This is a genomic window from Consotaella salsifontis (assembly GCF_900167365.1).
Taxonomy (GTDB): domain Bacteria; phylum Pseudomonadota; class Alphaproteobacteria; order Rhizobiales; family Rhizobiaceae; genus Consotaella; species Consotaella salsifontis.
This window is the reverse complement of the sequence record NZ_FUXL01000005.1, coordinates 139,412-163,166: the sequence shown is the minus strand read 5'-3', so window position 1 is coordinate 163,166 and position 23,755 is coordinate 139,412. Positions and strand designations below refer to the sequence as shown.

The following is a 23,755-nucleotide window of genomic DNA, read 5'->3' as shown; positions in this document are numbered from 1 at the left end:
CTTCCTTTATTCGTATCATTGTATTACCATCAGTGGACAATCCAAAGCCGGGACATGCACCGTAAAATGTGGCATGCTCGCCTATGAGTGGTGTTTTGTCAGGGGCGGTTGCCGCGATGAAGGCGGCGTCCGCGCGAGGGGCACAGGATGGTTGCAAGGGCGAGGACGGTGGCCTTCCAAGGTGTCGAGGCGGTCGCCGTGGACGTTCAGGTCATGGTGGCTCCCGGCAAGATGGGCATGCAGATCGTCGGCCTTCCCGACAAGGCGGTCGCCGAAAGCCGCGACCGGGTGCAGGCGGCGCTTCATGCCTCCGGCCTTTCGATGCCGCCCAAGAAGGTGACGATCAATCTTGCGCCGGCGGACCTACCGAAGGAGGGAAGCCATTTCGACCTGCCCATCGCGCTCGGCCTGATGGCGGCTTTGGGGGCGATTCCGTCGGATGCGCTGCAAGGCTTCGTGGTTCTCGGCGAACTTTCGCTCGATGGCATGATAGCGCCGGTCGCTGGCGTCCTGCCCGCCGCCATGGCGGCCAATGCCGAGAGCTTCGGGCTGATATGCCCAGCCGAGTGCGGCTCCGAGGCGGCCTGGGCCGATCCCGAAATGCCCATCATCGCCGCGCGCAGCCTCGTCCAGGTGGCCAATCACTTTCGCGGAACGCAGACGATCTCGCGGCCAGAACCGGCCGTGCGCTCGCCGAGCGGCGACCTGCCGGACCTTGCCGACATCAAGGGGCAGATCGTCGCCAAGCGCGCCCTGGAGATCGCGGCGGCAGGGGGGCACAATCTTCTGATGGTTGGCCCGCCGGGCTCGGGCAAGTCGATGCTGGCGCAGCGCCTGCCCTCGATCCTGCCGGCGCTGACGCCGCGCGAGCTTTTGGAGGTGTCGATGATCGCCTCGGTGGCGGGCGAGCTCGGCGACGGCAAGCTCTCCGATCGCCGGCCCTTTCGCGCGCCGCATCATTCGGCCTCCATGGCCGCGATGGTGGGGGGCGGCGTCCGGGCGCGGCCCGGAGAGGTTTCGCTCGCCCATCGCGGGGTGCTTTTCCTCGACGAGTTCCCGGAGTTCTCGCCGGTGGTGCTGGATTCGCTGCGCCAGCCGCTGGAGAGCGGCGAGTGCGCCATTGCCCGCGCCAACCACCGCGTCACCTATCCGGCGAAAATCCAGCTCGTGGCGGCGATGAACCCCTGCCGCTGCGGCATGGCGGGCGAGCCGGGTCACACTTGCGCGCGAGGGCCGCGCTGCGCCGCCGAATATCAGGCGCGCATCTCCGGCCCTCTTCTCGATCGCATCGATCTTCGGGTGGATGTGCCGGCAGTGTCGGCGAGTGACCTCATTCGGCCGGCGCCGGCGGAATGCTCGGCGACGGTCAAGGCGCGGGTGACGCGGGCGCGCGCCCTTCAGGCACAACGTTACGAAACGATGGGGCTTTCGCCCGCCATGACCAACGCCCAGTGTTCGGCCGCGCTGATCGAGTCCGTGGCAGGGCCGGACGACGCCGGCATCAAGCTGCTGCGTGACGCGGCCGATCAGATGCGGTTCTCGGCACGCGCCTACCATCGCATTCTCAAGGTGGCGCGCACCCTCGCCGACCTCGACGGTGCGGAGACCGTCGGCCGGCTGCATCTCGCCGAGGCGATCTCCTACCGCTCCGCCGGCGAGCGGCTATCGGCGGCGGCCTGAACCATGCTCGGCTTTTCCAACATCGCTGGCTATGACCGCATCGCTGCCGCGTTCGAGGACAAGAGGCGGGTGAAGCCGTGGGAGCCGCCGATCTTTGCCGAGTTCGCGGGTGCTGGACTGTGGCTGCGGCAGCGGTCATGCCGGCCTCGCCACGATCATCGATGCGGGCACGCATGTCACCGCGCTCGACGGTTCGTCCGCCATGCTGGCGCTGTTCCTCCAGCGCTATCCCGGCGTCGAAGCCGTCCGGGCCGATATGCTGGTCCATGAGCCCGACGGGCGTTTCGACGGCATCCTCGCCTGGGACAGCTTCTTTCATCTCGATCACGACGATCAGGTGAAGATGATCGCGCGGTTTGCCGACTGGCTCGCGCCGGGCGGCCTGCTGATGCTGACCACTGGCCCCGGCCATTCCACCGTGATCAGCCAGATGTTCGGCGTCGACTTCTCCTACGGCAGCTTTTCCGGCGCCGAATACAGATCGCTCTTCAAGGCAAACGACCTTCTCGTGGAGTGGGATCGCTTGGACGAGCCGGGAGCTGCCATCCATCGGGTCTGGCTGTTGCGCAAGGCTGAAACCGAGCTGTAACCGGCGACCTGTCTGTCGCCGGCCCACTATCTCACCTCTGAGGCCTGCCGGTTCACGCCCTCGCTCAGGAGGCGCGAAGGTCCTCGATGATCTCGGCAATGGCCGCGAGCTCCACCTCGTGGCCTGGCTCGCGGAAAGTTTCGGCAAGCGCCGCCTCGTACCATTCCTTCATGGCCGGCAGGGCGAGAAGGCGCGCGGCATAGTCCGCGGCGGGGGAGGGCATGGAGAGGCCGTAGGTCTGGATGCGGAAGGCCACCGGCGCGAAGAAGGCATCGACGGCCGTGAAGTCGTTGCCGGCGAGGAAAGGACCGCCGAAGCGCCCCAGCCCCTCGGCCCAAAGCTCGGCGATGCGGTCGACGTTGCGCCGCAGCTGGGGCGTTTCCTGCCGCACCTTGGCCCGAATGCCGCAGTTCATCGTGCAGAGGCTGCGCAGCGCGGTGAAGCCGCCGTGCATCTCGGACGCCGCCGAGCGGGCGAAGGCGCGCGCCGTCGCATCCTTCGGCCAAACGCCGTCATGGCGCTCGGCGAGGTACTCCGCGATCGCCATGGAATCCCAGATCTTGAGATCGCCGTCATGAAGGCAGGGCACGGTGCCGCTGGGCGAGACGGCCCGGAACTTCTCCCAGCTATCGGCCTCGAAGCGCAGCAGCTGCTCCTCGAAGGCGATGCCCAGCATCTTCATGAGCACCCAGGGCCGCAGCGACCAGGACGAATAGTTCTTGTTGGCGATGAAGAGCTTCAACATGCTCCGCCTCCGTCTCTCCAGAAGGACGCCCGATCAGGCGCCGAGAATGGCCTTGACCGCCGGCAGCTCGGCCAGCGGGCGCTGCGGGCGCGGCCCGATCTGCTCGATGATCGCGCCGGCGGCGATCGAGCCGAGCTCAGCGCTTCTGCGGTGGTCGAGACCTGTCGTGTAGCCGCGCAGGAAGCCCGAGGCGAAGAGATCGCCGGCGCCGGTCGTATCGACCACGCTCTTGACCGGCGTCGCCGGCACGGTGATCCGCTCGGCCTTGTCGACGATGATGCAGCCGTGCTCGGAACGGGTCACGGCGGCGAAGCGCTTCGTGTCCTCGGCCAGGCGGTCCAGCGCCGAGGCGACATCGTTCACCTTGTAGAGCGCTGTCGCTTCCGCCTCGTTGGCGAAGACGATGTCGACGGTGCCCGAACGCATGAGGTCCAGGAACTCCTCGCGGTAGCGGTCGACGCAGAAGCTGTCGGACAAGGTCATCGCCACCTCGCGCCCGTGCCGATGGGCGATGGCCGCCGCCTTGCGGATGGCGTCCTTGGCGCGCGGCGGGTCCCACAGATAACCCTCGAAGTAGGTCACCTTGGCTGCGGCGACGACCGTCTCGTCGATATCCTCCTCGCCAAGCTCGACGCAGGCGCCGAGATAGGTGGACATGGAGCGCTGACCGTCGGGCGTCACCATGATCATGGAGCGCGCCGTCGGCGGGTGGCCGTTGAGGGGCCGCGTGGCGAAGTTGACGCCCTGGGTGCGGATGTCATGGGTGAAGATCGTGCCGAGCGAATCGTCGGAAACCTTGCCGAAATAGGCGCCGGTGCCGCCCAGTGAGACGACGCCGGCGACGGTATTGCCGGCGCTGCCGCCGGAGGTTTCCACCGCCGGCCCCATGCGTTCGTAGAGTTCCACCGCGCGGGCGGCGTCGATCAGCGTCATTCCGCCCTTCTGGATTCCCTCGCGCGAGAGAAAGGCGTCGTCGGTCTGGGCGATGATGTCGACGATGGCATTGCCGATCGTCAGGACGTCGAATTCGTGCATCTGAACTCCTCGGGGCCCGCTGGGCGTCGGATACCGTGGATAGGGGCGGGGCGGCCCGTTCGCAAGCGCGAAAGCGCCGGGCGGCGACCCGCAGCGGAGGACGGGGTTTCCCGCGCCTTGCGACGCCTTGGCCCGCCGCCTATCTCAAAGGCTGAACGAAAGGGCCGCCGATGATCGCCTCCGCCGCCGCGCTTGCCTTCAGGGATCTGTTCTCGCCGCCCTTCCGGGCCGTCCTGTGGAAGTCGCTGGGCCTTACGCTCGCGGTTCTCGTCGCGCTGTGGTTCGGTTTCGAGGCACTGTTCCAGAACGTCGCCATTCCCTTCTTTGCGGGATTCGCGCCGGACATGCCCGCCTGGCTTTCCCACGCCGAAGGGTTCGCTGGCTGGGCGGCGGGCCTGCTGCTGGCGCTTCTGCTCGGCTTCCTCATCGCGCCGATCAGCGCCATTATCGCCGGCTTCTTTCTGGACGATGTTGCCGAAACGGTCGAGAGGACCTATCCGCAACTGCCTCAGGGCGAAGCCGTGCCGTTCGTGCGCGGGCTCATTCTTTCGCTGCGCTTTCTCGGCGTCGTCATCCTCGGCAACCTCATCGCCTTCGCGCTGCTGCTGGTGCCGGGGGTGAACCTCGTCGCCTTCTTCGTGGTGAACGGCTATCTGCTCGGACGGGAATATTTCGAATTCGCCGCCCTGCGCTTTCGCGCGGAGGAGGACGCCAAGGCGCTGAGGCTGAAGCACGGCACGACGGTCTTCCTCGCCGGGCTGGTGATCGCCGCCTTCCTCGCCGTCCCGATCCTCAATCTCCTGACGCCGCTCTTCGCCGCCGCGCTGATGGTCCATCTCCACCAAAAGATCTCGGCCAAAAACGGAAGCGTTCCGATCAGGGAGCCGGTGGGCGCGGATCGTCTTCGCTGAGCGGGGCGAGGGGAACGAGCGGGGCCGGCACGTCATTCGTCTTGACGTCCGCCTTGCACAGGTCAGCGATGATGCAGGCCTCGCACTCTGGCCGCCGCGCCTTACAGACATAGCGCCCGTGCAGGATCAGCCAGTGATGGGCGTGGATCAGCGCGTCCTTCGGCACGATCCGCATCAGGCCCATCTCCACCTCTTCCGGCGTCTTGCCGGGGGCGAGCTTCAGCCGGTTGCCGAGACGGAAGATGTGGGTGTCGACGGCTAGCGTCGGCTGGCCGAAGGCCGCGTTGAGCACGACGTTCGCCGTCTTGCGGCCGACCCCCGGCAGCGCCTCCAGCGCCGCCCGGTCGCCCGGCACCTCGCCGCCGTGACTCTCCACCAGCACCCTCGAAAGGGCAATGACGTTCTTCGCCTTGTTGCGATAGAGGCCAATGGTGCGGATCGCCTCGCGCACCCTGTCCTCGCCGAGCGCCAGCATCTTCTGCGGTGTGTCGGCGACGCGGAAAAGCTCCCTCGTTGCCTTGTTGACGCCGGCGTCCGTCGCCTGCGCCGAAAGCACGACGGCGACGAGAAGGGTGAAGGCGTTGGTGTGTTCCAGCTCCGGCTTCGGCGCCGGCCGCTGCACCTGGAAGCGGCGGAACATTTCGGTGATTTGCGCTTTCGAATAGGGTATGCGACGTTTCATCGCATTGACACCCTTGGCCGTGCTCTTCCGGGCAGGTTTTCCCGTTCCCTCGGATGATCCGGTCTTGGCGCTTCTTTCTGGCATGAGCCGTCTATAGCGGCCGCCGCGGTGGAAGGATAGGTCGACGATGATGGGCGAGGCCGGTTCTCAACGCGAATCCGACGAGCCGATCTTTCAGGCGCTTTTGACGCCCCATCGCTCGCTGGGGCGGCGGGGCTTCACTGTTTTGATGATCGCGGTCGGCCTGGTGAGCATCGCCTGCGGGCTGCTCTTCGTCCTCAACGGCGCCTGGCCGATCGTCGGCTTCTTCGGTCTCGACGCCTTTCTCGTCTGGCTCGCGTTCCGCGCCAACTACAAGGCCGCCGCCGCGCGCGAGGAGGTGGCGGTGACGCGCTCGCAGCTTTCCATCCGAAAGATTTCTCCCAAGGGGGACGTGCGCGAGGCGCATTATCATCCATTCTGGGCGCGCTTCCTGATCAACCGGCACACCGAGATCGGCATCACGCGCATGGCCGTGGCCGAGACGAACCGGGCGACCGAGATCGGCGGCTTCCTCAACCCCGACGACCGGGAGACTTTCGCCACCGCCTTCGGCAGGGCGCTCGCGACCGCCAAGGGGCGCTGAGCGCGCCCGGTTTCCAAAAATCGGGTGGCGGGACTTTCACGGGCGTGGTCTCATCCGGCACGCCATGAGAGGATGACGCCATGCTGACCTCCATCACCGAACGATCCAGCGCCTCCCTGTGCCTCTCGGCGCCTGCCGCCGAGGCCGAGGGTTGGTCCATGCCGCAGCCCGCTTCGGATTACGAAACCGTGCGCCGCACCGTGGAATTCATCTCAACCGAGTATCGCGGCCAGCCCTCGACCGCTGAGATCGCCGAAGCGCTGGGATTGCGCGGCGAGGAATTGACAGAGGCGTTCCGGCGCTGGTCGGGGCTGACGCCCAAGGCGTTTCTCCAGGCCGTCACCATCGACCATGCCCGTCGCCTCCTGTCGGAGGGCGCCTCGCTTCTCGACGCGGCGCTGGAAGTCGGCCTGTCGGGGCCGTCGCGCCTCCACGACCTCTTCGTCAAGCACGAGGCGATGTCTCCTGGCGAGCACAAGGGCAAGGGCGAGGGCGTCGAGATGAGCTACGGCTTTTCCGATTCGCCCTTCGGCCGCGCCTTGCTGATGTGGACGCCGCGGGGCCTGTCGGGCCTGGCCTTTGCCGAGGCGGGCGAGGAGGGCGAGGCGCTGGCGCTTGCCGACATGGCGCGGCGCTGGCCCAAGGCGCGCCTTTGCCGCGACGATCTCGGCGTCGCGGCGATCGCCAGCCGCGTCTTCACCCCGACCGAATGGCGCTCCGCCCGCCCGCTGCGCGTGGTGCTCATCGGCACGGATTTCGAGGTGCGCGTCTGGCAGGCGCTCCTGACCATTCCGGTCGGGCGCGCGACGACCTATTCCGACATCGCCAGCCGCATCGGTGCGCCCAAGGCGGCGAGGGCCGTCGGCGCGGCGATCGGGCGAAACCCGATCTCCTTCGTGGTGCCCTGCCACCGTGTCGTGGGAAAATCGGGCGCCCTCACAGGCTATCATTGGGGCATTACCCGCAAGCGCGCCATGCTAGGCTGGGAAGCAGGGCTCCTCGCGCGGGACTGAAAGAGAACATGCGCCGATCGCTTCGCCTCTGTTGACGGCGGCGGCCGATGCCGCTATAGGGCGGTCGACTTTTTTCCGATCGGTCCCAGGGCATGATCGCGCCGCGCGACGGCTGCGGCCGTCTCATGAGATCGGCCATCGAAAGGTGAAACAATGTCTCGCGCTTGCGAACTGACGGGCAAGGCCGTCCTGACCGGCAACAATGTGAGCCACGCCAATAACAAGACCCGGCGTCGCTTCCTGCCGAACCTTTGCAACGTCACGCTGATCTCCGACTCGCTCGGTCGTCGCGTGCGCCTGCGCATCAGCGCCCATGCCCTCCGCTCGGTGGAGCATCGCGGCGGCCTCGACGCCTTCCTGCTGAAGTCCAGCGAGAAGGAGCTTTCGCCGCGCGCCCGCCTGCTCCGGCGCCAGATCGCGAAGAAGCTGGCCGGCGGCGAAACCGCCGAAGCCTAAGCTTCTCATAGCCATTGCCTTCATGCGGCCGGACGGCATTCGTCGTCCGGCCGCACTGGTTCCATCACCCAGGATAAAAAAATGACACGTCACGGACGCACTTTGCCCTTCGTTCTGGCGATGACGCTGATCGTCGTCGCCTCGAATATTCTCGTCCAGTTTCCGGTGGCCGGTCATGTCGGCTCCCTGCAACTCGCCGATATCCTGACCTGGGGCGCCTTCACCTATCCCTTCGCCTTTCTGGTGACGGATCTGTCCAATCGCCGCTTCGGGCCGGCGGTGGCCCGGCGCGTCGTCTTCGTCGGCTTCATGGCCGCCGTCGCCTGCTCCATCGTCGCCCCGCCGCTCCTCTTCCGTCTCGGCCTCCTCGACTATTCGACGGCCGCCGATCGGTTGACGCGCATCGCGGTCGCCTCCGGCTGCGCCTTCCTTCTCGCCCAGTTGCTCGACATCGCCGTCTTCAACCGCCTGCGCCAGCAGAGCTGGTGGCGCGCGCCCGTCGTCTCCTCGCTGGCCGGGTCGGTTGTGGACACCATCACCTTCTTTTCGGTGAGCTTCGCTCCGATCTTCGTCTTCCTCGGCGCCAACGACGATTTCGCCCTCGGTCAGGCACCGCTCTTCGGCGCATTGCCGGTGGAAACCGCGCGCTGGATCTCCTGGGCGCTGGGCGACCTTTCGGTGAAGCTCGTCATCGCCGCCTTCGCGCTGGTGCCCTACCGCATCGTCATGCAGGCACTGATGCCCTATCCGGCGCCGGCCAAGGGCTGACCGCCCGCGCCATCGACGGCCACCCTCGTCGTCCTTCGGCCATAATCGCTGTTCTCGATGGAGCCGCGCCATCCCCGGCGCGGTCCATCGAGAGTTCCTTCATGATGAAATTTCTGATCGCATCGTTCGTGCTGACGCTGGCCTCGGGGCAAGCGTTTGCTGAGACGAGTTCACTCGCCGAGCAGGCGGAGAAGCTGCCGCAGGCTTGCGAGGCTGCGGTGCGTCCCCTCGATGCCGGCTCTTCCATGCCCTCGCAGGGGCATGCCATGGGGCATGGCGGTGAGGGCGACATGGGCGCCATGGCCAGCATGTCGGGCTGGGAGCAGCTGATGATGCGGGCGGCGACCATCGAGGACCCGGATCTTTCCTTCAATTGTGGAATGATCGCCCATCATATGGGTGCGATCGCAATGGCCGAGGAAGAACTGCGTTCAGGCAAGGACGAGGCATCGCGTGCCATGGCCGAGACGATTATCAAGGTTCAACGGAAGGAGATCGAGGACATGACGAAGCGTGTGGAGTCGCTGAAGAAGTAGCCAGCGAGCGTCCGGCGGAACCCGCTCGGCGTCCGAGTTGGGCGGCGAGGGCGCGTGACCCTCGCCGCCGGTCCCCGCCGGATCAGCGCCTCGTCTGCCGTCCTGCCGTCTCCTCCAGGCGGAATTCCAGCAGCAGGGTGCGCTGGAAGAAGTTTCCGTTGTCGTCGGAAACGAGGGTCAGGCGCGGCGTGCCGTCCGGATCGAGCGAGACCTCCAGCCCCTCCATGTTGTCGATCTCCTGCGAGAGATCCGCTTCCATGATCACCGGCCCATCGACCAGCGCGCCGGGGCGGATCGCCTGCCCGGCAACGCGGCGTATGCGCATGTCGATGCCGTGCAGGATGCCGGTGTAGCGGCGCTCCAGGAGCAGAAGATCGCCCTCGGGCAGAAAGGCGCCGTCCGAGACGTCCCAGTTCTCGTCGCGCCGTACGGAGAAGAGCGCAGAGGTCTGGCTGTCGAAGATCGCGGCGAGGAGATTGCCGGACGCATCCAGTGAATGCTCGCTCACCGTCACGAGCTTGCCGGCGAGGGGGCTCGAGGCCGGCGGCGTGGCGATCGCCTCCAAGCCTTGATTGGCGCGAAGCTCCTTGCGCGGGATCGGCAAGGGCCAGAGGTGCGCTCGACCGCGCGCCGGATCGGCGGCGGGCGAATAGGTTGCGATGCGGGTTACCCCCTCGAAACCGACCACCGCCTGGCCCTCGAAAATGGCGAGCGATTCGGCATCGACGGCGCGTTTTGCCGTCGCCGGTTGCCCGTCGGCATCGAGAATGGGCTCGATTCTGGCCTCACGGATTTCCGCGGGGCGCCCGTCCTCGTCGCGCAGGAGCCGCCCCTCGATCCACAGTCCTGTGTCCGAGACCGCGAGAAAGCGTCCCTTGCTGTCGGTGAAGCGGAAGGCCGAAAGGCTGCCGAACCGGCTGTTGGAGGACCGCAGCTCCAGACCGCCGACGAAGGTGAGTTTGCCGAAGCGCGTCTTCTGCGAGCCGGAATCGAACTGGCGGATGGGCCGGGCGGAGACTTCGATTGCGCCGAATTCCGGCGCGCTTCCCGCCGAACCCGCCGGCAGGGCGGTCGCGAGCAGTACGCCCGCCAGAACGATGGCGGCCCGCCTTGCCCGCATCAGCGCCCGCCAGCGGCCCGGCGAGGCTTGGCGGATGAGGCGCGGCCGGTTCGGCCCTCGTCCTCGAAGAGGGCGGCGAGCTGCTCGGTCATGGCGCCGGCAAGTTCCTCGGCGTCGACGATGGTGACGGCGCGGCGATAGTAGCGGGTGACGTCGTGGCCGATGCCGATGGCCAGAAGCTCCACCGGCGAGCGCGTCTCGATCTCCTCGATCACCGAGCGCAGATGGCGCTCCAGGTAGTTGCCGGGATTGACCGACAGCGTGGAATCGTCGACCGGCGCACCGTCGGAGATCATCATCAGGATCTTGCGCTGCTCCGGGCGCCCCAGAAGCCGCTTGTGGGCCCAGACGAGGGCCTCGCCGTCGATGTTCTCCTTGAGAAGCCCCTCGCGCATCATCAGGCCGAGATTGCGCCGCGACCGCCGCCAGGGCGCGTCGGCGCTCTTGTAGATGATGTGGCGAATGTCGTTGAGCCGGCCGGGCCGCTGGGGCTTGCCGGCCTTGAGCCACGCCTCGCGCGCCTGGCCGCCTTTCCAGGCGCGGGTGGTGAAGCCCAGCACCTCGACGCGCACGCCGCAGCGCTCCAGCGTCCGCGCCAGAATGTCGGCGCAGGTCGCCGCGACGGTGATCGGCCGGCCGCGCATCGAGCCCGAATTGTCGATGAGCAGTGTCACCACAGTGTCGCGGAAATCGGTATCCCGCTCCTGCTTGTAGGACAGCGGCTGAAGCGGATCGATGACGAGGCGCGACAGGCGCGCCGGATCGAGATAGCCCTCCTCGAGGTCGAAGTCCCAGGCGCGGTTCTGCTGCGCCATCAGGCGGCGCTGGAGCCGGTTGGCGAGGCGGCCGACGACACCCTGGAGCGAGGCGAGCTGCTTGTCGAGGAAGCCGCGCAGCCGCTCCAGCTCGGCCTCGTCGCACAGCGTCTCGGCGCCGATCACCTCGTCGTACTGCTGTGTGAAAACGGCATAGGCCGCTTCCTGTGGTTCGTTGGAGAGCTTGCCGGGCGGCCGGCGGCTTTCACCCGGCGTCTCGGCGTCCTGCTCGGCGTCCTCCAGCGTCTCGTCGGCGCTGAGCTCGCTCTCCGTTTCGGCTTCGGCCTCGGATTCGCTTTCGCTTTCCGATTCTCGTGATTCGGCTTCATCGGGGCTGGCGTCGGTTTCCGAACCGCCGCGCTCCTGGCTCTCGCCGGTCTGCTTGTCGCCGCTCTCCTGGTCCTCGTTCTCCTCGTCCTCCGCCTCCTGGCCGAGCTCCTCGGCCATGTCCATGGCGGCCAGCATGTCGCGCATCGCGCGGGCGAAGGCCTGCTGGTCCTCGATGGTCTCCAGGAGACGCTCGAACTTGGCGGCGGCCTTCTCGTCGATAAAGTCGCGCCACAGGTCGACGAGCGCCGCCGCGCTCTTGGGAACCGGGCGGCCGGTGAGCTTCTCGCGCACCACCAGGGCGAGGGCGTCCTCCAGCGGCGCCTCGGCGCGATCGGTGACGTCGGCATAGCTGGAGCGGAAGTAGCGATCCTCCAGCATGGAGGAGAGGTTGTCGGCGACGCCTGCCATGGCGCGCGCGCCGATCGCCTCGACGCGGGCCTGCTCCACGGCGTCGAAGACGGCACGCGCGCTGCGCCCGTCCGGGCAGAAGCGCGCATGAAGGCGCACGTCGTGGCGGGCCTTCCTGAGCGCCATGGCGTCGGCGAGGCCGCGGGTGACGGCGAGGTCGTTGGCGGTGGTGCGCTTGGGCAGGTTGGGCAGGCGGGCGCGGTTGCCGGACATACCGGGGCGGTCGCTGCCGAACGTCACCTCGATCTCGTTGTCGCCAGCGATGGCCCGCAGGCACCCGGCGACCGCGCGCCGAAAAGGCTCACGGTCGGCGCTCTTGGCCTTTTGCGGGTCGGAATTATCGCCGATGCGGGTCGCCACGGGTTCTAATCCTAATGCCTGATCGCCGGATTGAGGCGATCGATGTCGATGTCCTTGACCTTGCGGCCCGAGAGAAGGACCGAGGCCGCCTCTGCCTTCTCCAGGAAGAGCGAAGTGATGCCCTGATGCATGCCGGCGTCCTTCACCACGAAGAAGCCGTCGAAGGCGTAGTAGATCCGGTCTTCGGCAAAACCCTGGCGCGCCGTCACCTCGGATTCGCCGCCGCCGACGAGATAGGCGACAAAAAGGCCGTCGTCGACAGAGGCGGAGACATCACCCTTGCCTGCGTCTTCGTTCTGATGGAAACGAAGCTTCAACCCGATAACGGTGTCGATCGAGTTGAACAGAAAGGCTTCGAGGCCGAGGTAGTTTCGGCCCGTCACCTCGCCATTCACTCGCAGCACGCGCTGCTGCTGTGCGAGCGCGACACTGGAGATGCAGGAGGCGGCGAGCGAGCCGAGGAATCTCCGCCGGTCGAGGAGCATCAGTCCAGAACCAGGTTCGCCGACGATTCCGGCAGCTCCTTGCCGAAGGCTCGCTGATAGAACTCGGCCACCAGCGGCCGCTCCAGATCGTCGCACTTGTTGACGAAGGTGACGCGGAAGGCAAAGCCGACATCGCCGAATATCTCGGCGTTCTCGGCCCAGGTGATCACCGTTCTCGGGCTCATCACGGTCGAAAGGTCGCCGTTGACGAAGGCGGCGCGCGTCATGTCGGCGATGCGCACCATCTTTGAAACGATTTCCCGGCCCTCGGTCGTGTCGAAGTGCTTGGCCTTGGCCAGCACGATGCCGACCTCGTTCTCATGGGGAAGATAGTTGAGCGTGGTGACGATGGACCAGCGGTCCATCTGCGCCTGATTGATCTGCTGGGTGCCGTGATAGAGCCCGGTGGTGTCGCCGAGGCCGATGGTGTTGGCCGTGGCGAAGAGGCGGAAGGCCGGATGGGGGCGGATGACGCGGCTCTGGTCGAGCAGGGTCAGCCGGCCGGAGGATTCCAGAACGCGCTGGATCACGAACATCACGTCGGGCCGACCGGCGTCATACTCGTCGAAGACCAGCGCCACGTTGTTCTGATAGGCCCAGGGCAGGATGCCGTCGCGGAACTCCGTGACCTGGAGCCCGTCCCGAAGCGTGATGGCGTCCTTGCCGACGAGGTCGATGCGCGAGATGTGGCTGTCGAGGTTGACGCGCACGCACGGCCAGTTGAGCCGCGCGGCGACCTGCTCGATATGGGTCGACTTGCCTGTGCCGTGGAAGCCCGCGACCATGACGCGGCGGTTCTTGGCAAAGCCGGCGAGGATGGCCCGCGTCGTCTCGCGGTCGAAGAGATAGTCCGGATCGATCTCGGGCACGTGCTCGCTGGTCTCGCGGTAGGCGGGAACCGTCAGATCGCTGTCGAAGCCGAACTTTTCGCGGACCGAGACCGTGCAGTCGGGAAGACCCGCCACATCCTGAACCGCTGCACTCATCATACCTCCATCGGCCGGGCGAACGATCGACCGGGCCGCTTTCTCGTCATCAACCGGCTGACGAATTGACCCTGAAGGCCGCGCCGGCGTCGAACGGTTTAAGATACGCGCGAGGGGATCTTCGCGACGTTTTGATGCGCAATCGCCACCTGCTAGCAGAAACCGGACTGCTTCAAAAGTTTGTAGGCCTGAATGACCTCTCTGAGGCGGTCCTCGCTGCCGCGATCGCCGCCATTGGCGTCGGGATGGTAGCGCTTCACAAGGTTCTTATAGCGCATACGGATCGCCTCGCCATCGGAATCGGGCGTCAAATCGAGCGCTTCGAAGGCTTTTGCCTCGAGCGAGCGAACCTTCTTGCGGCGCGTCTCGAAGCGGCGCTTGAGGTCGGCCTCGCCGAAGAGGTTGTAGGGATCGCGGATATGGCTGTTCAATCCCTTAGCCTTCGCCTCAGCCCCCTGAGGGCGCGTCGAATTCGATCCCATGCCCCAGGTCGGCCGGTGGCCAGTCATCGAGTCCTTCAGATAGGCCTGGATGTCCTTGTCGCCGAGCCCGGAAAAGTAGTTGTAGCTCTTGTTGTAGAGCCGAACGTGGTCGACGCAGAAATGGTAATACTCGCCCTCGTGGTCGCGACCGCGTGGCGCCCGATAGATGCCGGACTCCTCGCATCCTTCCCACTCGCAACCGGGGGCGCGCGCCTTTTCCTGCGCCAGCGGATCGGGGCGAAGGCGTATGCGGTCGAAATATTTCGAGTCGAGCTTCATCCGCCGATTATGGTGCGAGCGACTCGGCCGAACAAGAATTGACAGAAGCGAAAAAAGCGCCACATCCATTGGGGTTCGGCGCGACGATCTTTTCGGTCCGATGCGCCGGCGTTTTCTCCACGAGGACCGGAACGGGGATCGGCCATGGGGCTCAGAGACGTCATGGAAGCCAAGCTCGCGGCGGCGTTTTCGCCTGAAGCGCTTGCCGTTCTCGACGAGAGCCACCATCACGCCGGCCATCGGCCCAACGGACCGGGCCATGCTCCGGTGACGGGCGACGGCGAAACCCATTTTCGGGTGCGCATCGTGGCGCCGGCCTTTTCCGGGATGAGCCGGCTGGAGCGCCACCGCGCGATCAACGCCGCGTTGAAGGAAGAGCTCGCTGGGGGCGTTCACGCGCTGGCCATCGAGGCGTCCGCGCCGGGCGAGGCGGCCACTCGATAGGCGCTTCGGACCTCGCCCTCACTTTGCGAGGCCGATGAGGCAAATATGCCACCGGTCGCGCCGCTGCCGCCGTTGCGGCGCCATTTTCTCCTCCCCATACTTATGGTTAACGAGCGGTAAAGAGCCGCTTGAGGCGAGGGGATCGGAATATGCGCGAGAGGGCATCCCGGCGACTTGGGGCCGCGCTGGTCGCGTTCGCCGTCCTTCTCATGGCGTCGGGTCTTGCCCTTGCCTATGCCTGGGTCAACTGGACGGTGGGGCGCTATGGCGTCACCGAGGCGACGACGCTGGAGCGGGCGCACGCCAACAAGCTTGTCATCCATCTGCCGGACCATGGCGCCGAACCTTGGAACGCGCCCATGGAAGAGATGATGTACGTCGCCTATGGCGATGTGCCGCCGGTCATGCGGGAGGCGATCCTCACCAGCGAGGACGCCTGGTTTTTCTATCATCCCGGCTTCAATCCGATCGCTCTCGGCAAGGCGCTGATCAGCCAGTTCGGCGGCGACGGGCGGGGCGGCTCCACCATCACCCAGCAGCTCGCCAAGCAGCTCTATGTCGGCAGCCGCCACGCGATGACGCGCAAGTTCGACGAGCTCGCCATCGCGCTCTGGCTGGAATGGCACTTCGACAAGAAAACGCTGCTCGAACTCTATTTCAACACGCCGTTCATGGGCCACGGCACGAAGGGGATCGAGGCGGCCGCCCGCCACTATTTCGGCTACTCGTTCAAGAAGGCCGGACGCTGGCAACCCGTGGCCTTCACGCCGGAAATGGCCGCGAGCCTTGCCGTGACCATCAAGAACCCGACCGGAGGCAACCCGACCGAGCCGCTGAACATGGCGAGGGCGCGCCGGCTCCTCCTTGCCATGGGAATCGAGCCGAAGGTGCTGAGCGAGAAGGCGGTGAGGGACCCCGGCCTGCCCCGGCGCTTCGCCGCGGCGGCCTTCGAGGAAAGCGGCCGTCTTTCCGACCAGTTCTCCTCGGCGCGCAATCTTGCCGCCTTCGAGGTCTCCGCCCGCCTGGGAGCCGAGCCCCGCACCCTCGACGTCGTCACCTATTATTCGTCCGAGATCCAGCTCTATCTGGAGAAGGCCATCGCGACCTATTATCCGAGGATCGAGGCCGCCGGCTACGACAGGCTGACCGCCGTCGTCGTCGACAACGCCAATGGCGGCATCCGCGCCATCGTCGCGCCGCCCAACGCGCGCATCTATCCCGGCTCGACCGTCAAGCCCTTCGCCGCGCTCTGCGCCATCGTCGACCACGGCTGGACGGAGGGCACGAAGATGCTCGACACGCCTGTCGGCGTGCCGCCGGTGCGCAATTTCGACCGCCACTATCTCGGCAGCATCGCGCTGGAAACCGCGCTCATGCGCAGCCGCAACCCGCCCTTCGTGCGATTGGTCGGTTCATTCGGCGCGGATTGCCCGAACGGCATCCTGGCGAGGATGAACTCTCCGCTGCGCCTTTCGGGGCCGACGGCGCGCTCCCTGGCGCTCGGCGCCGAGCCTGTGAGCCTCAAGGATCTCCTCGGCGCCTATGTGACGATCGCGACATGCGGACGGGTCGCCAATGCGCCGATGATGGTAGAGGAGGCGAGGGACGCGTTGACGCAAAAAGTCGTGATGCGTCAGACGGCGAAAGGGCTTCCCGCCGCCGACGCGCGCCTGACGAACGGCTTCGACATGCTTCATGCCATGCTCGCCAAAGTGACCGGACCGGGCGGTACGGCCAACGGAAGCCGGTTCGTGCGCGAGGTCGCGGCCAAGACCGGCACATCCGACAACAACCGCCAGATCACCCTGATCACCTTTACCGGCGCCTATACGGTGTTGGTGTCGGCCGGCGCGAGCGATCCGGCCAAGCTGAAGCGGCGCTATTCCTCATCGGCGCTGGTGCCCCTGGTGAAGAACCTCAACTCGAACATTCATCCCGAGGACTATCGCGGCGCGCTGGGCTGCCCGGTCAGCACCGAGGTGGCTCACGCCGAGCGGGACGAAAACTGACGGGGCGGCGGCGCCCGGCGATCAGTCTCCCGTCCGGCGCGTCTCTTCGCGTGTGGCTTCCTCGTCGACAACCCTATCGTCCGGCTCGGAGGCCGAGGTTGGCTCTGTTGCGTCCACTCTATCAGCGGCCAGCGTCTCGGCTTCCGCCTCGGTGGTCCGCGCCTCATCTTGTGACGCTTCGATGTAGTCGTCCTCGTCATACTCAACCACCGGCGGCTCGTTGCGCAGAGCAGAGACGGGACCACCCGCCTTCTTGGGCGGCGGGACGACCACCTGAGCCGGGCGAATCCTCAGCTTGGCGATACGGTTCTTCTCACGTTTCAAGACGGTGAAGCGCTTGTTGAAGAAGGTGAAGGCCTGCCGCTCCTCGGGGATCATCTGGGTTTCGTGGATGACGAGGCCGGCGATGGTCACGGCCTCCTCGTCCGGCAGGTTCCAGTCGAGGGCGCGGTTGAGATCGCGGATAGGCACGGAGCCATCGACGACAACGGAGCCGTCCGCCTCGGTGGTGACGCCCTGCATTTCCACGTCGTGCTCGTCTGCGATGTTGCCGACGATCTCCTCCAGGATATCCTCCAGCGTGACGAGGCCCTCGACCTCGCCATACTCGTCGACGACGATGGCGAAATGGGCATGGCGGCGCAGAAAGGCGTTGAGCTGGTCCTGAACCGACGTCGTCTCGGGCACAAACCAGGGCTTGGCAGCGATCTTCATGATGTCGATGCGGCCGGGGTCGTTGTCGACCTCGTGCAGGGCGCGCAAAAGGTCCTTGGCGTGAACGACGCCGACGATGTTGTCGTAGTCGGTTTTCCAGACTGGCATGCGCGTATAAGGGCTTTCCAGCACCTGTCGCACGATCTCCTCCGCCGGATCATCGACGTTGACCTGGCGCATCGCCGTGCGATGCACCATGACGTCGGACACCTCCAGCTCGGCAAGGTCGAGAAGGCCGCCGAGGCGGTTGCGGTCGGCGTTGACCAGTGTGCCCTCGCGATGCAGCACCTCCAGAGTGCCGCGCAGCTCCTCGTGGGCTGTCAGCAGCGGCGCGCCCTGATCGAGGCTCATGCCGAAAAGGCGCAGAATCAGCCGCACGATCCAGTTCACCACGGCCGTGATCGGGCCGAGCGTCGTGACCACCACCGAGGTCATCCGGGAGACGCGCAGCGCAGTGGTGTCGGGATGGGCGATGGAGATCGACTTCGGCAGGACCTCGCCGAAGATCACCACGATGACGGTCATGGCGAGGGTGGCGATGGCGACGCCCGACTGGCCGAAAAGGCCGACGAAGGCGGTCGTGGCAAGCGCCGAGGCGAGAATGTTGACGAGATTGTTGCCGATGAGGATGGCGCCGATCAGGCGATCCTTCTTCTCGAGCAGCCGGTTGACGATGCTTGCCCGAGGGTCGCCGTTCTTCTCGTAGCTCATCATCCGGGCGCGGGAGGCGGCGGTGAGCGCGGTCTCGGTTCCGGAGAAGAACGCGGAGATGCAGACCAGCACCAGGATGATGGCAAGCATCAACCACAGTGTCACATTCATGACGACAACTCGTCCCGTAAGAAATCCCTGACCGCGACCGGGTCGACATCCTTGGCGATGAAGGCCTGGCCGATGCCGCGCACGAGGATGAAGGTGAGCCGTCCGTGGCTGACCTTCTTGTCCTGAGCAATCGCAGCCATCAACATATCGGCATCGAGCGGCTCGCCGGCAATGGCCCTCGGGCTGATCGGCAATCCGGCGGCAGAGAGGTGCGCGGCAACGCGCTCGGCATCGACGGATTCGCAAAGACCGAGGTGAGCTGAGAAGCGGAAGGCCTGCGCCATGCCTATGGACACCGCCTCGCCGTGGACCAGGCGCTCGGAGCGGTAGCCGGTCGCCGCTTCCAGGGCATGGCCGAAGGTATGGCCGAGATTGAGCAGGGCACGCCGGCCCGACTCGCGCTCGTCGGCGGCCACGACCTCGGCCTTGGCTCGGCAGCTCTCGGCGATGGCGCGGGCGCGCGCCTCGCCATGTCCTGAAAAGACCAGCTCGCGGTTCTCCTCAAGCCAGGCGAAGAAATCCGGCCGGTCGATCAGGCCGTATTTGGCGACCTCGGCATAGCCCGCCGCGAACTGACGGGCATCGAGCGTATCGAGGATGTCGGTGTCGGCGATCACCAGGGCCGGCTGATGGAACACGCCGACAAGGTTCTTGCCGTGGGCGCTGTTGATGCCCGTCTTGCCGCCGACGGAGGAATCGACCTGGGCGAGAAGGCTGGTCGGCACCTGGACGAAGGCCATGCCGCGCCGCACGATGCCGGCTGCAAAGCCGGAAAGATCGCCGATGACGCCACCGCCCAGCGCCACCACCGCATCCGCCCGCTCCAGGCGCGCGGCGAGAATGTGGTCCACCACCTCGCGCAGCCGGTCGAACGACTTGGTGGCCTCCCCGGCCGGCAACACCGCCGGCGCCGCCATCGTAACGCCGGCCTGCGCGAAGGCGTTTTCCAGGCGGGCGAGATGAAGACCGGCGACCGTTTCGTCGGTCACCACGACCACGCGCGCGCCGGGCAGCCGCTCGGCCAGCAGGCGGCCGGCCCGCTCGACGAGACCCGAGCCGATGACCACGTCATAGGACCGCTCACCGAGCGCCACCCTCACCGTGGTGTCGTTAGCCGCCGCTTCGCCCATACCCATGTTCATTTCGTCACCTCGCCGGAAAGATAGGCCGCGACCGCAAGGGCGACCTCGCGGGCGATCGTCTCGCGCGGCGCCTCGCGTGATTCGACCGTGATGTCCGCCTGCGCGTAGATGGGATAGCGCTGCTCCATCAGCCCCTGCATGGTGGCACGGGGATTGGGCGTCTTGAGAAGCGGGCGCGTGGAACGGCGGGTGACACGCTCCATCAGAATGTCGAGTTCGGCCCGCAACCAAACGGTGATCGACGCCTCGTGCAGCAGTTCGCGCGTTTGCTCGTTGATGAAGGCGCCGCCGCCCGTGGCAATGACTGAGGGTCCTTCGCGCGCCAGCCGGCCGACCACGCGCGTTTCGAGGGCGCGAAATTCCGGCTCTCCATAGGCCGCGAAAAGTTCGGTCACGGTCATGCGCGACACCGCCTCGATTTCCTCGTCCGTGTCGTGGAACGGCAGACCGAGGTCGCGGGCGAGGCGCCGGCCGATCGAGGTCTTGCCGGCGCCCATCAGTCCGACGAGCGCGATCGAGCGCTCGCCCAGGCGGGCGCCGATCAAATCAACTTCCGGATTCTCCGAGGTGGTCGGCTTCGACAACAGAGTGCCCATTTTCTCTGGAAAGGTCGGCTCTTGCAGAATAGGAATTCGGCTGATCCGTCAAGGCGCGCGCTTCGGCGGGCATCGGGCGCCACGTGCCGCAAAGCGAGAACCAGAGATCATGCCGACCCTCGTTCGCCTCCTGACGATCGTCGCCGTCATCGCCGGCCTGATCTATGGCGCGATGAGCGCACTGGTGAATCTGGTGCAGCCGGTGCGCCGGCCCGTGGAGGTCAACGTCCCGCTGCCGCAACTCGATCAGCCGCCAGCGCGCAATGCGGCGGGGACCCCGTGAGTTCGGCGGGGCGGCGCGATGGCGCCGACATCGAAACCTTTCTGGAGATGATGGCCGCCGAGCGCGGCGCGGCGGAGAACACGCTGTCGAGCTATCGCCGCGACCTCGAGGACGCCTCGGACTTTCTCTCCTCCACCGGGACAAGCCTTGGCGCCGCCGCCAGCGCCGACATCAGCGCCTATCTCGGCGATCTCGCCGCGCGCGGTTTTGCCGGATCGAGCCAGGCGCGGCGGCTTTCCTCGCTGCGCCAGTTCTATCGCTTTCTCTATGCCGAGGGGCGGCGCGGCGACGATCCGACGGGGCCGATCGACAGCGCGCGCAAAAGCCGCCCGCTGCCCAAGGTCATGAGCGAGGAAGAGGTCGACCGCCTGCTCGCCACGGCGGCGAGCGAGGCGGCGGAAACCGAACGGTCGGCCTTCGCGCTCGCCAGGGCGCGGCGACTTCATGCGCTGGTCGAGCTGCTCTACGCGACGGGGCTGCGCGTTTCCGAGCTCGTCGGCCTGCCGCGCTCGGTGCTGCGGTCCCGCGCCCGCATGATCGTGGTCAAGGGCAAGGGCGGCAAGGAGCGCATGGTGCCGATCGGCGACAAGGCGCGCGATGCGCTCGCCGCCTTCGCCTCGGTCCTGCCCCCGGCGGCCGATGGCGGCACCTGGCTCTTTCCCGCCCTGTCGGAGAGCGGCCATCTGACGCGGCAGGCCTTCGCGCGCGACCTCAAGGCGCTCGCCGCCAGAGCCGGCATTCCCGCCGCCAAGATATCGCCGCATGTTCTGCGTCATGCTTTCGCCAGCCATCTCCTCCAAAACGGCGCCGACCTTCGCGCCGTGCAGGAACTGCTCGGCCATTCCGACATTTCGACGACGCAGATCTACACCCATGTGCTCGAGGAAAGGCTGGTGCGCCTCGTCTCCGAACACCACCCGCTCTCGCGTGGGCAAGACGGGTGAGGCGGGACCCGTGCACCGCAGCAAGGTTCATTCCTTGACAATGAAATGTCATGTCGGCAGTTTGCGCCGCGTTTTCCGACGCCGCAGGACGAGTGCGGCCGGACGACAGAACCCATTGCGGGCGCCCCGGCCGTCGGGTCGAGCCCTTTTCGAGGACCGCCCCGCGCAAAGGGGTGGAAGCGGCCTGTGCACAATTATCTCGATTTCGAAAAACCCGTCGCCGATCTCGAAGGTCAGATCTTCGAGCTGAAGAAGCTGATGGATGCGGGCGAGGGCGTCGACGTCCGCGACGAGATCCAGCGTCTGGAGAAGCGCTCGTATGACGCGCTCTCCGACCTCTACAAGAAGCTCACCCCGTGGCAGAAGACGCTGGTGGCGCGCCATCCCGACCGGCCTCACTGCATCGACTATCTCAACCGCCTCGTGACGGATTTCACGCCGCTCGCCGGCGATCGCAACTTTGCCGAGGACCATGCCATCGTCGCCGGCTTCGGCCGCTTCCGCGGCGAGGCCGTGGCGGTGATCGGCCAGGAGAAGGGTGCCGACACCCAGACGCGCCTCAAGCACAATTTCGGCATGGCCCGGCCCGAGGGCTATCGCAAGGCCGTTCGCATCATGGAGATGGCCGAGCGCTTCGGCATTCCGGTGGTGACGCTGGTCGATACGGCCGGCGCCTATCCGGGCATCGGGGCCGAGGAGCGCGGTCAGGCCGAGGCCATCGCCCGCTCGACCGAGGCCTGCCTCAATCTCCAGGTGCCGCTGGTGGCGCTGGTCATCGGCGAGGGCGGATCGGGCGGCGCCATCGCGCTGGCGGCGGCGAGCCGCGTCCTCATGCTGGAACATGCCATCTACTCGGTGATTTCGCCGGAGGCGGGGGCCTCGATCCTGTGGCGCGACGCCGGCCGGGCGAAGGACGTCGCCCAGGCGATGAAGATCACCGCGCAGGATCTCAAGGGCTTCGGCGTCATCGACGAGATCGTGCCTGAGCCATTGGGAGGGGCTCACCGTGCGCCGATGGATGCCATCGACACGGCGGGCGAGCGGGTGGCGGCGAACCTCGCGGAGCTTTCCGGCCTCGACGGTGCGACCCTCAAGCAACAGCGACGGGAAAAATTTCTCGCGATCGGTCGCAACCTCTGACGAGAGGACGCCTGGGTATTTTCATTATCCCGGCGATCAGACAAACTTCAGCCATGCTCCATGGGGTATGTTGCACGCATCGTTGAGGGGGAAGAGCGGTCTTAACGCTTTCTCAACACACTACAGACAATTTTCGTGAAGTTTCCGTCAACCGGCCACCTGCCGGCGCGGAGCCACGCACCGAGCGGCCGAGCGCCGTACGATATCGACGACGGGACGGCATGGCCGACCCGACTGAAGAGGGGCGAGAGGATGATCGCAAAGCGATTGGCAAAGGCTGCCGCGCTGTTCGCGGGCCTCGTTCTGTTGTCTTCCTGCCAGGGCTCGCTTGACGAGATCGCGCTTGGCGCCGAAGCGCAGCTGCCGCCCGCCCTCGTCAAGGTGATCCAGACCAAGGGCATGGGCGTGAACGCGCCGATCCTGGTGCGCCTGTTCAAGGAAGAGTCGCAGCTCGAGGTCTGGAAGCAGAAGACCGATGGCCGCTACGCGCTGCTCAAGACCTACGACATCTGCGCCTGGTCCGGAAAGCTCGGGCCCAAGGTGAAGGAAGGCGACCGTCAGGCGCCGGAAGGCTTCTACGCCATCACGCCGGGGCTTCTGAACCCCGCCTCGCAGTATCACCTGGCTATCAACACCGGCTTTCCCAACACCTATGACCGCGCCAACGGGCGCTCCGGTCAGAACCTGATGATTCACGGCTCGTGCAATTCGTCCGGTTGTTACGCGATGGACGATCAGCAGATCGGCGAGATCTACACGCTGGCGCGCTATGCCTTCAAAGGCGGCCAGCGCTCGTTCCAGATCCAGGCCTATCCCTTCCGCATGACGCCCAAGAACATGGCGCGGCACCGCAATTCCGAGCACTATGCGTTCTGGAAGATGCTGAAAGAAGGCTATGACCGCTTCGAGGTGAGCCACAAGCCCGCCGAAATCGGCGTGTGCGAGAAGCGCTACGTCTTCGATGCCAAGCTCGATGCGGGGGAGATGCTCACGCCGACGGGCCCTTGCCCGAAGATCGAGATGCCGGTTGATGTCGCTGCACGCCAGATCGCCGACGCCGCCGAGGAAGAAAAGATCGCGGCCAGGCTCGATCCCAGCGATTTCGCCGTCCAGTCGACCTTCTCCTACAAGACGGGAACCCCCATCACCGCCGAGGCCTATGCGGCCGAGCAGCATCGTCGGGCCGGCTACGACCGCCTCGGCAACCGGGTGACGAAATCTTCGCCCTCGGTGTTCCAGTCGCTGCTTTCCCAATAACTGATCCGCTCCAGGCGGACGCAATCAGCCAGTAATCGGCCAAGGGCGGCGGGAACCTTCTCGCCGCCCTTTTCGTGTTTGCATCGCTTTTCGCCGCGA

Annotated in this window: 25 protein-coding genes; 14 read left to right on the top strand and 11 right to left on the bottom strand. The window is 66.2% G+C overall.

What is annotated here, in order from left to right:
• Window positions 1-147: 147 nt before the first annotated feature.
• Window positions 148-1,680 carry a YifB family Mg chelatase-like AAA ATPase gene (locus B5D38_RS08900; RefSeq protein WP_078708060.1) on the top strand — a complete coding sequence of 511 codons (1,533 nt, stop codon included), beginning with the start codon at window positions 148-150 and terminating at the stop codon, window positions 1,678-1,680.
• Between the two features lie 94 nt (window positions 1,681-1,774).
• Complete coding sequence (locus tag B5D38_RS08895; RefSeq protein WP_078708059.1) at window positions 1,775-2,269, top strand: class I SAM-dependent methyltransferase; 495 nt, start codon at window positions 1,775-1,777, stop codon at window positions 2,267-2,269.
• A 64-nt stretch (window positions 2,270-2,333) separates the two neighbouring features.
• Here the strand turns inward: B5D38_RS08895 and B5D38_RS08890 are convergent, their stop codons facing one another.
• On the bottom strand, window positions 2,334-3,014 hold the full coding sequence (locus B5D38_RS08890; protein WP_078708058.1) for a glutathione S-transferase family protein: 681 nt from the start codon (window positions 3,012-3,014) through the stop codon (window positions 2,334-2,336).
• 33 nt (window positions 3,015-3,047) lie between these two features.
• A complete protein-coding gene (locus B5D38_RS08885; protein ID WP_078708057.1) occupies window positions 3,048-4,049 on the bottom strand; it encodes an adenosine kinase in 1,002 nt (333 codons plus the stop codon).
• Window positions 4,050-4,219: 170 nt separating this feature from the next.
• Between B5D38_RS08885 and B5D38_RS08880 the strand changes: the two genes are divergently transcribed.
• A complete protein-coding gene (locus tag B5D38_RS08880) occupies window positions 4,220-4,960 on the top strand; it encodes a sulfate transporter family protein (RefSeq protein ID WP_078708056.1) in 741 nt (246 codons plus the stop codon).
• On the opposite strand, the gene nth is transcribed toward B5D38_RS08880, so the two are convergent.
• Entirely contained in the window at window positions 4,926-5,642 is a 717-nt protein-coding gene (gene nth, locus B5D38_RS08875; protein WP_245318953.1) for an endonuclease III, read from the bottom strand. The two genes, B5D38_RS08880 and nth, sit on opposite strands and share 35 nt — an antisense overlap.
• 130 nt (window positions 5,643-5,772) lie before the next feature.
• Here nth and B5D38_RS08870 point away from each other — a divergent pair, with 130 nt between their 5' ends.
• The 5 genes from B5D38_RS08870 to B5D38_RS08850 all read left to right on the top strand — a co-directional run bounded on the left by B5D38_RS08870 (window position 5,773) and on the right by B5D38_RS08850 (window position 9,040).
• On the top strand, window positions 5,773-6,267 hold the full coding sequence (locus B5D38_RS08870) for a DUF2244 domain-containing protein (protein WP_078708236.1): 495 nt from the start codon (window positions 5,773-5,775) through the stop codon (window positions 6,265-6,267).
• An 80-nt stretch (window positions 6,268-6,347) separates the two neighbouring features.
• Window positions 6,348-7,280 (top strand): methylated-DNA--[protein]-cysteine S-methyltransferase, encoded by a 933-nt coding sequence (locus B5D38_RS08865; RefSeq protein ID WP_425349321.1) that lies wholly within the window; start codon window positions 6,348-6,350, stop codon window positions 7,278-7,280.
• A gap of 153 nt (window positions 7,281-7,433) precedes the next feature.
• Window positions 7,434-7,736 (top strand): 50S ribosomal protein L28, encoded by a 303-nt coding sequence (rpmB, locus tag B5D38_RS08860; protein ID WP_078708054.1) that lies wholly within the window; start codon window positions 7,434-7,436, stop codon window positions 7,734-7,736.
• Between the two features lie 81 nt (window positions 7,737-7,817).
• On the top strand, window positions 7,818-8,504 hold the full coding sequence (locus B5D38_RS08855; RefSeq protein WP_078708053.1) for a queuosine precursor transporter: 687 nt from the start codon (window positions 7,818-7,820) through the stop codon (window positions 8,502-8,504).
• A gap of 101 nt (window positions 8,505-8,605) precedes the next feature.
• Window positions 8,606-9,040 carry a DUF305 domain-containing protein gene (locus tag B5D38_RS08850; RefSeq protein ID WP_078708052.1) on the top strand — a complete coding sequence of 145 codons (435 nt, stop codon included), beginning with the start codon at window positions 8,606-8,608 and terminating at the stop codon, window positions 9,038-9,040.
• An 82-nt stretch (window positions 9,041-9,122) separates the two neighbouring features.
• On the opposite strand, the gene B5D38_RS08845 is transcribed toward B5D38_RS08850, so the two are convergent.
• The 5 genes from B5D38_RS08845 to B5D38_RS08825 form a co-directional block, all read right to left on the bottom strand.
• Window positions 9,123-10,160 carry an esterase-like activity of phytase family protein gene (locus B5D38_RS08845; RefSeq protein ID WP_078708051.1) on the bottom strand — a complete coding sequence of 346 codons (1,038 nt, stop codon included), beginning with the start codon at window positions 10,158-10,160 and terminating at the stop codon, window positions 9,123-9,125.
• Window positions 10,160-12,073 carry a cobaltochelatase subunit CobT gene (gene cobT / locus B5D38_RS08840; protein ID WP_078708050.1) on the bottom strand — a complete coding sequence of 638 codons (1,914 nt, stop codon included), beginning with the start codon at window positions 12,071-12,073 and terminating at the stop codon, window positions 10,160-10,162. The genes B5D38_RS08845 and cobT overlap by 1 nt, the downstream gene beginning before the upstream one ends.
• 11 nt (window positions 12,074-12,084) lie before the next feature.
• The gene (locus B5D38_RS08835) at window positions 12,085-12,558 is read right to left on the bottom strand and encodes a hypothetical protein (protein ID WP_078708049.1); all 474 of its coding nucleotides are present in this window, start codon (window positions 12,556-12,558) and stop codon (window positions 12,085-12,087) included.
• A complete protein-coding gene (gene cobS, locus B5D38_RS08830) occupies window positions 12,558-13,544 on the bottom strand; it encodes a cobaltochelatase subunit CobS (RefSeq protein ID WP_078708234.1) in 987 nt (328 codons plus the stop codon). Before cobS ends, B5D38_RS08835 begins: the two co-directional genes overlap by 1 nt.
• Before the next feature lie 152 nt (window positions 13,545-13,696).
• Window positions 13,697-14,305 (bottom strand): J domain-containing protein, encoded by a 609-nt coding sequence (locus B5D38_RS08825; protein WP_078708233.1) that lies wholly within the window; start codon window positions 14,303-14,305, stop codon window positions 13,697-13,699.
• 144 nt (window positions 14,306-14,449) lie between these two features.
• On the opposite strand from B5D38_RS08825, the gene B5D38_RS08820 reads away from it, so the two are divergent.
• Together B5D38_RS08820 and B5D38_RS08815 are read left to right on the top strand one after the other, a co-directional pair.
• Entirely contained in the window at window positions 14,450-14,749 is a 300-nt protein-coding gene (locus tag B5D38_RS08820; protein WP_078708048.1) for a BolA family protein, read from the top strand.
• 149 nt (window positions 14,750-14,898) lie between these two features.
• Window positions 14,899-16,758 (top strand): transglycosylase domain-containing protein, encoded by a 1,860-nt coding sequence (locus B5D38_RS08815; protein WP_078708047.1) that lies wholly within the window; start codon window positions 14,899-14,901, stop codon window positions 16,756-16,758.
• 21 nt (window positions 16,759-16,779) lie between these two features.
• Here B5D38_RS08815 and B5D38_RS08810 read toward each other — a convergent pair whose 3' ends face one another.
• Genes B5D38_RS08810 through B5D38_RS08800 form a run of 3 tightly spaced genes read right to left on the bottom strand, consistent with a single transcriptional unit; the run spans window position 16,780 to window position 20,032 of the window.
• Window positions 16,780-18,294 (bottom strand): HlyC/CorC family transporter, encoded by a 1,515-nt coding sequence (locus B5D38_RS08810; protein WP_078708046.1) that lies wholly within the window; start codon window positions 18,292-18,294, stop codon window positions 16,780-16,782.
• Window positions 18,291-19,430, bottom strand: coding sequence for a 3-dehydroquinate synthase (gene aroB / locus B5D38_RS08805; protein WP_078708045.1), 1,140 nt, complete (start codon window positions 19,428-19,430; stop codon window positions 18,291-18,293). Before aroB ends, B5D38_RS08810 begins: the two co-directional genes overlap by 4 nt.
• A gap of 2 nt (window positions 19,431-19,432) precedes the next feature.
• Window positions 19,433-20,032 (bottom strand): shikimate kinase, encoded by a 600-nt coding sequence (locus tag B5D38_RS08800; RefSeq protein WP_078708044.1) that lies wholly within the window; start codon window positions 20,030-20,032, stop codon window positions 19,433-19,435.
• Between the two features lie 109 nt (window positions 20,033-20,141).
• Between B5D38_RS08800 and B5D38_RS21835 the strand changes: the two genes are divergently transcribed.
• The 4 genes from B5D38_RS21835 (at window position 20,142) to B5D38_RS08785 (ending at window position 23,656) form a co-directional block, all read left to right on the top strand.
• Window positions 20,142-20,315 carry a histidine kinase gene (locus B5D38_RS21835; RefSeq protein ID WP_116002616.1) on the top strand — a complete coding sequence of 58 codons (174 nt, stop codon included), beginning with the start codon at window positions 20,142-20,144 and terminating at the stop codon, window positions 20,313-20,315.
• Entirely contained in the window at window positions 20,312-21,259 is a 948-nt protein-coding gene (locus B5D38_RS08795; protein ID WP_280949377.1) for a site-specific tyrosine recombinase XerD, read from the top strand. Before B5D38_RS21835 ends, B5D38_RS08795 begins: the two co-directional genes overlap by 4 nt.
• Window positions 21,260-21,445: 186 nt before the next feature.
• Window positions 21,446-22,399 carry an acetyl-CoA carboxylase carboxyltransferase subunit alpha gene (locus B5D38_RS08790; RefSeq protein ID WP_078708043.1) on the top strand — a complete coding sequence of 318 codons (954 nt, stop codon included), beginning with the start codon at window positions 21,446-21,448 and terminating at the stop codon, window positions 22,397-22,399.
• A gap of 252 nt (window positions 22,400-22,651) precedes the next feature.
• Window positions 22,652-23,656 (top strand): L,D-transpeptidase family protein, encoded by a 1,005-nt coding sequence (locus B5D38_RS08785; RefSeq protein ID WP_078708042.1) that lies wholly within the window; start codon window positions 22,652-22,654, stop codon window positions 23,654-23,656.
• Window positions 23,657-23,755 lie beyond the last annotated feature (99 nt).